The following is an 11,783-nucleotide window of genomic DNA, read 5'->3' on the forward strand; positions in this document are numbered from 1 at the left end:
GGGCAGCCGATCCGGTCGCCGCCCGGGCCCCGCGGGCCGGACGCTCGGCGACCGGCGGCAGGGTGCCCTTCAGCGGGCCCCACTCGTTGGGGTCGGGCACGCCGGCCGGCTGCATCTTGCGCCGCGCCGGGCCGTCGCCGTGGTCGGACTCGCCCGGCTCCTTGGCGCCCGGCCAGGCCTTGGCGACCCGGGCCGCGAGCACGAACTCCTTGCGCAGCGGGTGCCCCTCGAAGCCGTCCGGCAGCAGCAGGGTCGCCAGGTACGGGTGGCCGGTGAAGCCGATGCCGAACATCTCGTGGGTCTCGCGCTCGTGCCAGGCGGCCCCCGCGTACACGCCGACGGCGCTCGGCAGCGCGGCGCCCTCGCGCGGCACCCGGGTGCGCAGCACCAGGTGGCGCACGCCCGGGGCGTCCACGGAGGCGAGGTGGGCGGCCACCGAGAAGCCCTCGGCGAGCTCGTCGACGGCGCTCAGCCAGTCGAAGAAGTCCAGGCCGAGGACGTCACGGGCGGCGGTCAGCGCCTCGATCCAGTGCTCGGCGGGCACGTCGACGGTGATGGTCCCGTACGCCTCGGCGCCGGTCGCCCACTCCCCGACCGACGCCGCGTACTGCTCGGCGGTGGTCACGAGACCCCTCCCTCTGCCCCCGGGGCGGACCCCGGAGCGGTCCCGGGGGCCGACGCCCCCGCAGCCGTCCCCGAGGCGGTCCCCGGCCCCGCCACCAGCGGGCGGCGCAGCGCCGCGGCGGGCGCGGTGTAGCGGCCGGGCAGCGACTCGGCGGCGATCTTCTCCTGCAGCTTGAGGATGCCCTGCAGCAGCGCCTCCGGCCGGGGCGGGCAGCCGGGCACGTAGACGTCGACCGGGATGATCTGGTCGACGCCCTTGGTGACCGAGTACGAGTCCCAGTACGGCCCGCCCGAGTTGGAGCAGGCGCCGAAGGAGATGACGTACTTCGGCTCGGGCATCTGCTCGTAGAGCCGCTTGACGGCGGGCGCCATCTTGTCGGTGACGGTCCCCGAGACGATCATCAGATCGGCCTGGCGGGGGCCCGGCGCGAACGGGATGACGCCCATCCGGATGAAGTCGTGCTTGGCCATCGAGGCCGCGATGAACTCGATCGCGCAGCAGGCGAGACCGAAGTTGAAGCACCAGAGGCTGTAGCGGCGGCCCCAGTTGAGGACCACCTTCACCGGGTCGGGCGCGAGCCGGGCCAGCGGGCCGATGCCGCGCCGCTCGACGGCCGCGCCGGGGTGCGCCGGGTCCGGGATGCCCAGCGGGACGGGCCCCCCGGGAACCCCGTGCGAGTGGTTGTGCGTCACGTCCATTCGAGAACGCCCTTCTTCCAGGCGTAGAGCAGCCCGACCGCGAGGAAACCGATGAAGACGAACATCTCGACCAGCGTCGCGGCGCCGTACCCGGCCGAGGCGAAGACCGTCGCCCACGGGAAGAGGTAGATCGCGTCGACGGCGAAGATCACGTACAGGAAGGCGTAGACGTAGTAGCGGATCTGGGTGTGCGCCCAGTCCTCGCCCACCGGGTCCACGCCGCACTCGTACGCGAGGAGCTTCTCCGGTGAGTACACCACCGGCCGCAGCAGCCGGTTGGCGGTGAACGCCACCACGACGAAGAGCACGCCGACGACGGCGAGCAGGCCCATCGCGGCGTACGCGTCGAAGTAGCCGCTGCCCGCCGCCGGGTCGGCCGCGACGGCAGCTGCCGGCTGCCCCTCCATGCGTTCGCCTCCACATCGGCTGTGTTCTCCCGCCCCTGGAGGGCGGTTCCACGGCGTTTCTTTACACGGTCATAACCATCGCCAATGCGTGAGTCTAAGTGCAGCGCTACCGTGCCCCCACACCCCGCCCGATCCGCAAGACGACCGGTGGACAGCCCGTGGACAGCCCGCGGACGGCCCGCGACCGATCGGGGGTGGGGATAACCCCCGCCCGGGAAGACGTATCACCCCCATGGCCCTGCCGTACCCGGTACCGGGAAGCTGGGACCACCAGCTCGACCGAGAGGGACGGTAGATCCAGATGAAGTCTCTGCAGCGCCGCGCCGCGGACGCCATCAGGCCGCGGGACGCCCACGGCGAACGCGCCCCGCTGTACGGCAAGCGGATGTGGAAGCAGGCCGGACGGCTGATGCTCAACCTGCCGATCGGGATCGCGGGCTTCGTCTTCACCGCCGTACTGCTGTCCACCGGGCTGGCGCTGTCGATCACCGTCATCGGCCTGCCGCTGCTGGCGCTCGGCCTGGCCGGCTGCCGCGGCCTCGGCCGGTGGACCCGCGACCGGGCCCGGTCGGTGTACGGCGTCGAGCTGCCCGAGCCCGAGCCGGTGCACCGGCGCCGGCCGGGTATCAGCGGCTACGCGATCGCGCACCTGACCGACTCGCTGAGCTGGCGCTCGGCCGTGTACAACGTGCTGCTGCTGCCCTGGGGCATCCTCAGCTTCACGGTGACCCTGGTGTGCGTGGTGGTCGGCTGGCCGGCGCTGCCGTGGGTGGTCGGCCTCCAGGGCGCGGTGGACCGGATGCTGGTCGAGGTGCTGCTCTGCGAGGGCACGCTGTCCGAGCGGGTCCGCGAGCTGGAGGACGACCGCAGCGTGGTGGTCGACACCGCCGCCGCCGACCTGCGCCGGATCGAGCGCGACCTGCACGACGGCGCCCAGGCCCGGCTGGTGGCGCTGGCGATGGACCTCGGCATGGCCAAGGAGCGGCTGCGGGAGACCGAGACCCCGGAGGACGTGGCCGCCGCCGCGAAGATGGTCGACAGCGCGCACGGCGAGGTGAAGCTGGCCCTCCAGGAACTGCGCGACCTGGCCCGCGGCATCCACCCGGCGGTGCTCACCGACCGTGGCCTGGACGCGGCGCTGTCCGCGGTGGCCGCCCGCTGCACGGTGCCCGGCGGGGTCAAGGTGCACGTGGAGCTGAAGGACGCCGGGGGGAACGTCGAGCGTCCGGACTCGGCGGTCGAGGGCATCGCCTACTTCACGGTCAGCGAGCTGCTGACCAACATCTCCAAGCACTCCGGCGCCACCTCCGCCACGGTGGACGTCTGGCGGGCCGGCGACCAGCTGATGCTGCTGGTCGCGGACGACGGCAAGGGCGGCGCGGCCCCCTACCCGGGCAGCGGCCTGGGCGGTCTGGCCGAGCGGATCCAGGCGGTGGACGGGGTCTTCCTGGTGGAGAGCCCGCAGGGCGGGCCGACCACGGTCACCGTCGAGCTGCCCTGGCGCACCCGGGTCGCCCGCCGCTGACCGGCACCCCGCACCCCGTACTCCCGCCCCCGTACCCGCCCCCGGGAAGACGGACGCCGGGCCCTCGTCGAGACGATGACGAGGGCCCGGCCGTGGTGCCCGGTGGTCCGTACGGCCCGCGGCCCTTGCGCGGTCGGCGGGCTCTCCGGACCACCGGGAGACTCTTCGGAGCTGCTTCGGACGAGCGCTGGCGAGACTTCGGACGGGCTTCGGCGAGGACCCGGACAGGCCCCTACGGCGCCCGCAGGGTGCCGAGGGTGACCTCGGCGGTGCGGCTCTGACCGTCCCGGGTGTAGGTGACGGTGACCTTGTCGCCCGGGGCGAGCGGGGCCAGCGCGGTGGTGAGGGAGATCAGCGAGTCCACCGGGGTGTCGCCGATCTTGGTGATCACGTCGCCCGACTGGAGGCCGGCCGAGGCGGCCGGTCCGCCCGCGGTGGCCGAGATGACCACCGCGCCGGCCGGGCGGTACTGGGCGTCCAGGTAGGTCCGGGCGGTGATGCCGAGCGCGGCGCGGCCGGTGTTGGTGACCTTCCCGTCCTTGATCAGCTGGTCGGCGATGCTGGTGACGGTGGCCGCCGGGATGGCGAAGCCGATGCCGGGGGCGGCGCCCCCGCTGCCCTCCGGGTCGGTGGCGGCGAGGGTGTTGATGCCGATCACCTGGCCGTCCAGGTTGACCAGCGCGCCGCCGCTGTTGCCGGGGTTGATGGCGGCCGAGGTCTGCACCATGTTGCCGATGGTGGCGCCCGGTGAGCCGCCGCCCTCCGGCTCGGTGACGGTCCGGCCGGTGGCCGAGACGATGCCCTGGGTGACGCTGCTGGACAGCCCGAGCGGGCTGCCCATGGCGAGGGTGATCTGACCGAGCTGCACCTTGCCGGAGTCGGCGAACTTGACCGGCTTGAGCCCACCCGGCGGGCTGCTCAGCCGGATCACCGCGAGGTCGGAGTCCGGGTAGCTGGCGACCAGGGTGGCGTCCAGGGCCCTGGTGCTGTTGGCGAGGGTCACCGTGAAGGTGGTGGCGGTGCCGACCACGTGGGCGTTGGTGACGATGTCGCCCTTGTCGTCGTAGACGATGCCCGAGCCGAGGCCGCCACCGGTGGTGATCTGCACGACCGAGGGCAGCACGTCGCCGATCACGCGCTGGTAGGCGTCCTGCAGCTGGTTGGGGCCGCCGGGTTGGGTGGCGGCCGCGGTGGCCCCGCCCGGGGAGGCGGTGGCCCCGCCCGGGGAGGTCGTGGCCGGGGCGGGGGAGGTGGGTGAGCCCGTCGCCGAGGAGGTCCCGTCGCCGCTGCACCCGTTCATCGAGAGCGCGGCCAGGGCCGCGACGGTGCCGGGAACGAGCAGCCGGGCTCCGAAGACCCTGGGCCCGGTGGGGCGGGGGCCGGGCGGGAGCGGACGGGTGGGTTCCTTCTTGCGGTGCACCTGGGATGCCTCCGATCACCACGCGTCAATTTTCGGCAGCATTTCACCCTTATGCCCGATTCCTTGTGCCGACTCGCCCGGACCCGCAGAGATCCCGGGCAGGCCCGCAGGGCCGGGCGTGCAGCCCGGACGGGCCCCGGAGGCACACCGCGGACGGCTCCCGGCGACCACGACCGCCACCCCTTAGGATTCGGGAATGACCTGGTTGCTCACCGGCGGCGCCGGTTACATCGGCGCACACGTGGCTCGGCAGCTCCACGACGCGGGCGAACCGGTCGCCGTCCTGGACGACCTCAGCAGCGGCGACCGCGGCCGGCTGCCGGACGGCGTCACCGTGATCGAGGGCTCGACGCTGGACCGCGCCGCCCTGGACACGGCGATCCGCGCCCACGGCGTCTGCGGCATCGTGCACTTCGCCGCCAAGAAGCAGGTCGGCGAGTCCGTCGAGCAGCCGCTGCGCTACTTCCGGGAGAACGTCACCGGCCTGCAGACCGTGCTGGAGGCGGCCGTCGGGGGCGGGGTGACGCGGTTCCTGTTCTCCTCCTCCGCCGCGGTCTACGGGATGCCGGACGTCGACCTGGTCACCGAGGCCACCCCCTGCGCGCCGATGAACCCGTACGGGGAGACCAAGCTCGCCGGTGAGTGGCTGGTCGCGGCGGTCGGCCGGGCGCACGGGCTCGCCACCGCCTCGCTGCGCTACTTCAACGTGGCCGGGTCCGCCTCGCCGGAGCTGGCGGACCCCGGCGTGTTCAACCTGGTCCCGATGGTCTTCGAGCGGATCACCGCGGGGCTGCCGCCGCGGATCTTCGGCGCCGACTACCCGACCCCGGACGGCACCTGCGTGCGCGACTTCATCCACGTCTCGGACGTGGCCTCGGCCCATGTCGCGGCCGCCCGGCGGCTGGACGCGGACCGGGACGGGAAGACCTCGCTGGTGCTCAACATCGGCCGCGGCGAGGGCGTCAGCGTCCGCGAGATGCTGGCCGTGATAAGCCGGGTGACCGGCCGGGACACCACCGCCGAGGTCACCGCGCGCCGGCCCGGCGACCCGGCCCGGGTGGTCGCCTCGGCGGAGCTGATCCACCAGGAGCTGGGCTGGACCGCCCGCCACGGCGTCGAGGAGATGGTGGCCTCCGCCTGGGAGGGCTGGTGCCTGCGCCACCCGGAGGCCCGTCGGCCCGGCGCCTGACCGCGCCCGAGAGCGCCCGACCTCACCGGCGGACGAGGACGGCGACGGGCGGCACCGGCCCACGAGGGCCGGCACCGCCCGGGACGCGACGGCCCTACTGGGCCGGTACCGCCGTGCCGTAGAAGGCGTCCAGCGCGTAGACGCAGCGGTCCTTGCTGCCGACGAACACCCGGCCGCCGACCGCCACCGGCGAGCCGGTCAGCTCGCCCTTGGTGCCGAGCTCCCAGCGCAGCTGACCGGTCGCCAGGTCCAGCGTGTGCAGCGAGTGGTCGCGGCTGCCCAGGTGGACCAGGCCGTCGGCGACCGCCGGGGAGCCGACGATCTCGCCGCGGGCCGAGTAGCGCCAGCGCTCCCGGCCGGAGCCCGCCTCGAAGGCGTACAGCACCTCGCCGCTGCCGACCAGCACCATGCCGTCGCCGACCACCACCGGTTCGGCGCCCTGGCGGCTGCCGGTGGCGGCGCGCCAGCGGTCGCGGCCGGTGGTGACGTCCAGGGCGTAGACGGTGCCCAGGTAGTCGGCCACGTAGACCGCGCCGGCGTCCAGCGCGGGCGGGGTGAACAGCACCACGGGGGCCTCGAAGCGCCAGTGCTCGGCGCCGGTGGCCGCGTCCAGCGCGTACACCCGGGTGCCGGCCGTCACGTACAGCACGCCGCCGCGCTCGACCGGGCGGGACGGCACGTCCTCGCCGACCGGCACGGACCAGCGCAGGCCGGCCCCGCGCGGGTCGACGCAGCGCAGCCGCCCGCCGCCGTAGTAGTACGCGGCGCCGGCCACCAGGGCGGGGCCGGACTGCGGGTTCTCGTAGTCCTGCTGGGCGTCGTCGGCGCGCCACAGCTCGGCGCCGGTGGCGGCCGAGCGCAGCTGCATCCCGCCGCCGCGGATGCCGCAGCAGAGCACGCCGTCGGCGGCGTCCAGCGAGTAGACCCAGCCGTCCAGCGAGTCGCGCCAGCGCTCGGTGCCGTCGGCGACGTCCACCGTGTACAGGTGCGGGCCGTCGGCGGCGTGCACCCGGCCGGCGTCCACGGCGAGCGCCCAGGCGACGTCGCGGGTCTTGTAGCGGCGCTGGCCGGAGGCGATGTCGAGGGCGTGCACCTCGAAGCTGGACACGAACAGCGTGCCGTCCGCGACCACCGGGGTGCCCCAGACGTCGTTGGACATCCGGAACCGCCACGGCCGCCAGCGCGGCGCGCGCACCGGCGCCGGGGTGGAGCGGCGGACCCAGTCGGTCTCGGCGGGCGCGCTGCCCGGCCCGGGGTGCTCGGCCCGGGGCCCCGGGCCTATCCCCACGGAGGCGCCGGGCAGCCGCACCTCGGCGCCGCCGCCCAGGGGGGCCCGGTGGCCGCGAGCGGAGATCTTCTCGGTCGCGGCCTCGGTGTCCGGCCCCGGTACGGGCGGGGCGTGCACCGGCCCGGTGCCGGGCGGCAGGTGGCGGCCGGGGTGCTGGGTGCGCGGGTCGGCCGGGCCGGGACGCTGCGGGGGCACCTGCTGCGGGCCGGCGTGACCGGAACCGTGGCCGTGGTCGGGGCCGTGGCCGGAACCGTGGCCGTGGTCGGGCCGGACGGGCGCCTGCTGAAGGGCCTGCGGCTGCTCCTGGGCGCGCATCGGCGCGGTGGGCCGGGAGAGGTCCGGCTGCGGGGCCACCGGCACGGGCGGGGTGGGCCGGCGGCCTCGCTTGCGCTCGATCAGCTCCAGCGCGTCGGGGGGCAGCCAGTCCCCGGCCTCGCCGGAGGCGTCGTCCCGGGAGAACAGGTGCGGGGCCAGCTCGGCCTGGATCTGGGCCGGGGTCGGCCGGTGCTCCGGCGCCGGGCGCATGCAGGCCCGGACCAGGTCGGCCAGCTCGGCGGGCAGGCCGGACAGGTCGGGCTGGTCGCGCAGCAGCTGGAAGACCGTCTCCACCGGGTTGGCGCCCCGGTAGGGGGCGTGGCCGGTGGCGCAGAAGACCAGCAGCGAGCCGAGCGAGAAGACGTCGCTGGCGCCGGTGACGCCGCGGCTGTCGCGGGCCTGCTCGGGCGACATGTACGCGGGGGTGCCGACCGCGACGTTGGTCATGGTCAGGCGGGTGCTGGAGACGCCGGCCGCGATGCCGAAGTCGATCACCCGCGGGCCGTCCTCGACCACCAGCACGTTGGAGGGCTTGAGGTCGCGGTGGACCAGCCCGGCGGCGTGGATGGACTGCAGCGCCTCGGCGATGCCGGCGACCAGCCAGCGCACCGCGCCCACCGGCAGCGGCCCGCACTCGCCGACCAGGTCCTCCAGCGAGGGTGCCGGGACGTACGCGGTGGCCAGCCAGGGCACCCGGGCGTCGGCGTCGGCGTCCACCACGGCCGCGGTGTAGAAGCCGCCGACCGTCTTGGCCGCGGCGATCTCGCGGGCGAAGCGGACCCGGAACAGGTCGTCCTCGGCGAGCTCGGCCCGTACGGTCTTGATGGCCACCCGGCGGCCGGCCGGGGAGCGCGCCAGATAGACCAGCCCCATCCCGCCCGCGCCGAGCCGCGCCAGCACCTCGAAGGGCCCGATCCGCCTCGGATCGTGCGCCGTCAGCTGGTCCACTCCGCTGCCACCTCCCCGTTTCCGCACCCACGACGGGATGCGTCGTAGCGATTCTCCAATGCCGCCGGGGTCATCTCCAACCTCCCCCGCCCATTGCCCGCCGGGTGGTACGGCCGGAGGGCCCCGCCGCCGGGCCGCGTCACCCCGGGGCGCGGCCGTTCCGGTGCCCGGAGCAGGGCCCGGACCAGGGCCCGGACCGGACGTTCGGACCTGGCGTTCGGGCCGGGTCGGGCCGGGTCGGGCCACCGTCCGGTCAGCGCGACGGGAACGGCCGGATTCTGACGTCCGCTCCGGCGGCGGCTTGCGCACGACACGCCCGGGAGTCCTCCACCGGCCGTCCGGATTCGTTCCGGGGCCGCCCCGGAACCCGCCCCGGATCGTCACGCTCCGTCACCCGACCAACCCTCAGCGGACTCGTCGTCACGCTGTGGGGTCATAAGCACACGGGGGGGCTACAACAAGAGCCCGTCGAGGTCCGGTGAATATCCGTCCGAAGTGGTTCAGGCCCCTATAACCGACCCCCGGGCGGAGTAATAGTCGCATCACCGAATCGCGCCAAGATCGTGCCACGGTAAGCTGACGGCATGACAGGACAAGTTCGCACCGTCGACGGTCGCGTCGCCGGGCGACGCGGACAGGAGACGCGGCAGAAGCTGCTCGACTGCCTCCGCGAGATGCTCAGCACGTCGCCGTATCGGGACGTCAAGGTCATCGACGTCGCCCGTATGGCGGGTACCTCCCCCGCGACCTTCTACCAGTACTTCCCGGATGTCGAGGGCGCTGTCCTCGAAATCGCCGAGGAAATGGCCAAGGACGCCGACACCCTCAAAGAGCTGGTGGCCGGAAAGTCCTGGGCAGGGAAGTCCGGCACGGCCACTTCGGAAGAACTGGTCGACGGATTCCTCGCCTTCTGGCGCAAGAACGACGCCATTCTCCGAGTGGTCACGCTCGGTGCCGCCGAAGGGGACAAGCGGTTCTTCAAGATCCGCATGACGGTCCTCAACGCGGTCGCCAAGCCGCTCGCGGATGCCGTCAAGGAACTCCAGGCGAAGGGTCAGGCCGACAAGTCGCTCGACGCGGCCGCCGTCGCCGGGTCTCTGGTGTCGCTGCTCGCCTCGGCGGCCGAGCACCAGAAGGCCTTCACCTCCTGGGGCGTCAAGGTCAAGGACCTCAAGCCCAACCTCGCTCCCCTGGTGTACCTGGGCGTCACCGGCAAGAAGCCGCCCAGGTAGACCGTCCCCTACTCACCCATCCGCTCCGCGCGCAGCCCCGGCCTCCTGTCCGGGGATCGACGGACGGCGGCCGTGTCCTCGGGGGAGGTCCGCCGACGTACCGCACCGCGCGCCAGACATGCCGGTGGGCGGGCACCCTGCGAAGGGTCCCGCCCACCGGCACGCGGCTTTCCGGGGGCCCTCACGGCCCCGGAAGCTCAGGGGTCAGGGGTCAGGGGCAGCGCACGACCTGGCCGGCGTACGCCAGGCCGCCGCCGAAGCCGAACAGCAGCACCGGGTCGCCGGAGGAGAGCTCGCCGCGCTCGACCAGCTTGGAGAAGGCCATCGGGATCGAGGCGGCCGAGGTGTTGCCGGACTCGATCACGTCCCGGGCGACCACCGCGTCGGGGGCGCCCAGCTTGTTGGCGATCGCGTCGATGATCCGCAGGTTCGCCTGGTGCGGCACGAAGCCCTTCAGCTCGGACGGGTCGATGCCGGCCCGCTCGCAGGTCTGCCGGGCCAGCGGGGCGATCTGCGTGGTCGCCCAGCGGAACACCGACTGACCCTGCTGGCTGATCACCGGGTCCCACCCCGTGATCACCACGGCGTCGTTCTTCTCCGGCTCCGTACCCCACACCACCGGGCCGATGCCCGGCTCCTCGCCCTCGGCCTGGGCCTCCACCACCGCGGCACCGGCGCCGTCGGCGAAGATCACGCAGGTGGAGCGGTCGGTCCAGTCCACGGTGTCCGACATCCGCTCGGCGCCGATCACCAGGGCCAGCTTCGCCGCGCCGGCGCGCAGCGCGTGGTCGGCGGTGGCCAGGGCGTACGAGAAGCCCGAGCAGACGGTGTTGATGTCGTACGCGGCGGGCGCGGGGATGCCCAGCCGGGCCGCGACGGAGGCCGCGGTGTTGGGGCTCCGCTCGACCGCGGTACAGGTGGCGACGACCACGAGGTCGACGTCCGCCGCCGAGCGGCCGCTGTTGGCCAGCGCCTTCTGGGCGGCCTCGGCGGCCATGTCGACCAGGGTCTCCTCCTGGGCGATGTGCCGGCTCCGGATCCCCACGCGGGTACGGATCCACTCGTCGTCGGTGTCGACCAGCTTCGCCAGATCGTCGTTGGTGAGGACCTTGGGGGGCTGGTAGTGACCGAGTGCCACAATGCGCGAACCGCTCATACTGCCACTCAACCCGGTTACCCGCTGGTCAGTCGGGCGTGATCGGCTACAGAGTCCGCCCCCGGAAGCTGTAGGAGGCGAACAACGACCCTTGCGGCGCCCGGGCTCCGGTGCCGCGCCGAACGCGCGTCGGGCGGACCCGCCGGGCCGGTCAGGCCGCCAGCGAGGTCGCGTCGCCCATCACGATCACCGGCTTGGCCGCCGGGTCCAGGGTGCGGATCAGCTGGGCCATCTTGTCCTCGGGTATCGAGACGCAGCCGTGGGTGGGGCCGCCGTGGTCCACGTGGATCCAGATGCCGCCGCCCTTGGTGGAGCCGCTGGGCCGGCGCGGGTCGAGCGGGGAGTTGCCCGCCACCCGGTTGTAGTTGATCGCCACGACGTAGTCGAAGGAGCCGGACAGCTGCTCGCCGGCGAAGCCCGTGCCGGACACCACGAAGAGCGGGTCCTTGTCGTACGGGAGCTTGCTGCCCGGGTCGGCCTTGCGGCCGCCCGCGTCGGTGAGCGAGAAGACGCCGATCGGGCTGCGCAGGTCGCCCTCGTTGTGGTCGGTGGTCCAGCCCTTGTAGGCGTTGTGGCCCTGCCAGGTCTCGCCGGGCTGCCAGCGGCCGTCGGCGCCGCGGGTCCAGAGGGTCACGGAGGCCTTGTTGGTGTCCTTGCCCTGGCCGGTGGCCAGCACGACCTGCTTGGTGTCCGCGGGTATCTTCGCCAGGAACGCCGGGCCGAGCCCGGGTATCCCGGCCCCGGTGACGTCCGGCCGGGCGTCGCCGCGGTCGGCCCTGGGGGCCTCGGTGTGCGTGTCGGCGGCGGCCTGCGGGGTCGTGGCCTGCGGCTGGCCGGCCTGGTCGGGCACGGCCACCGGGTCGGGGCCCGGGCCGTCGGCGGTGGTGACGCCCGGCTTGGTGGCGCCGTCCTGGCCGACGGTGTATCGCCAGTGGTGCTGCCTGAGGTGGTAAGCGTCGCGGTCGTGCGTGGTCAAGGTG

Annotated in this window: 10 protein-coding genes; 3 read left to right on the forward strand and 7 right to left on the reverse strand. The window is 73.9% G+C overall.

Features of this window, described 5'->3' with window-relative positions:
* The 3 genes from ACWEQL_RS36940 to ACWEQL_RS36950 all read right to left on the reverse strand — a co-directional run.
* A partial coding sequence (locus tag ACWEQL_RS36940) for an NADH-quinone oxidoreductase subunit C (protein ID WP_452155030.1) occupies nt 1-625 on the reverse strand: 625 nt, incomplete at its 3' end.
* Nucleotides 622-1,323: an NADH-quinone oxidoreductase subunit B gene (locus tag ACWEQL_RS36945; RefSeq protein WP_452155032.1), complete on the reverse strand. Its 702-nt coding sequence runs from the start codon at nt 1,321-1,323 to the stop codon at nt 622-624. The genes ACWEQL_RS36940 and ACWEQL_RS36945, both read right to left, overlap by 4 nt.
* Nucleotides 1,314-1,730, reverse strand: a complete 417-nt coding sequence (locus tag ACWEQL_RS36950) for an NADH-quinone oxidoreductase subunit A (RefSeq protein ID WP_452155034.1) — start codon at nt 1,728-1,730, stop codon at nt 1,314-1,316. The genes ACWEQL_RS36945 and ACWEQL_RS36950 overlap by 10 nt, the downstream gene beginning before the upstream one ends.
* 301 nt (nt 1,731-2,031) lie before the next feature.
* Here ACWEQL_RS36950 and ACWEQL_RS36955 point away from each other — a divergent pair, with 301 nt between their 5' ends.
* Nucleotides 2,032-3,255 (forward strand): sensor histidine kinase, encoded by a 1,224-nt coding sequence (locus ACWEQL_RS36955; RefSeq protein WP_452155036.1) that lies wholly within the window; start codon nt 2,032-2,034, stop codon nt 3,253-3,255.
* Nucleotides 3,256-3,487: 232 nt separating this feature from the next.
* On the opposite strand, the gene ACWEQL_RS36960 is transcribed toward ACWEQL_RS36955, so the two are convergent.
* Nucleotides 3,488-4,555, reverse strand: a complete 1,068-nt coding sequence (locus tag ACWEQL_RS36960; protein ID WP_452155048.1) for a S1C family serine protease — start codon at nt 4,553-4,555, stop codon at nt 3,488-3,490.
* A gap of 316 nt (nt 4,556-4,871) precedes the next feature.
* On the opposite strand from ACWEQL_RS36960, the gene galE reads away from it, so the two are divergent.
* Nucleotides 4,872-5,864: a UDP-glucose 4-epimerase GalE gene (galE, locus tag ACWEQL_RS36965; RefSeq protein ID WP_452155038.1), complete on the forward strand. Its 993-nt coding sequence runs from the start codon at nt 4,872-4,874 to the stop codon at nt 5,862-5,864.
* Nucleotides 5,865-5,958: 94 nt separating this feature from the next.
* Here the strand turns inward: galE and ACWEQL_RS36970 are convergent, their stop codons facing one another.
* Entirely contained in the window at nt 5,959-8,415 is a 2,457-nt protein-coding gene (locus ACWEQL_RS36970) for an outer membrane protein assembly factor BamB family protein (protein ID WP_452155040.1), read from the reverse strand.
* Nucleotides 8,416-8,999: 584 nt separating this feature from the next.
* Between ACWEQL_RS36970 and ACWEQL_RS36975 the strand changes: the two genes are divergently transcribed.
* Nucleotides 9,000-9,647, forward strand: coding sequence for a TetR family transcriptional regulator (locus ACWEQL_RS36975; protein WP_452155042.1), 648 nt, complete (start codon nt 9,000-9,002; stop codon nt 9,645-9,647).
* 211 nt (nt 9,648-9,858) lie between these two features.
* On the opposite strand, the gene ACWEQL_RS36980 is transcribed toward ACWEQL_RS36975, so the two are convergent.
* Both ACWEQL_RS36980 and ACWEQL_RS36985 read right to left on the reverse strand, forming a co-directional pair.
* Nucleotides 9,859-10,803, reverse strand: a complete 945-nt coding sequence (locus ACWEQL_RS36980) for a beta-ketoacyl-ACP synthase III (RefSeq protein WP_452155044.1) — start codon at nt 10,801-10,803, stop codon at nt 9,859-9,861.
* Nucleotides 10,804-10,954: 151 nt separating this feature from the next.
* On the reverse strand, nt 10,955-11,783 hold an 829-nt coding region (locus ACWEQL_RS36985), incomplete at its 5' end, for a L,D-transpeptidase family protein (RefSeq protein WP_452155046.1).

The organism is Kitasatospora sp. NPDC004240, from assembly GCF_053603215.1.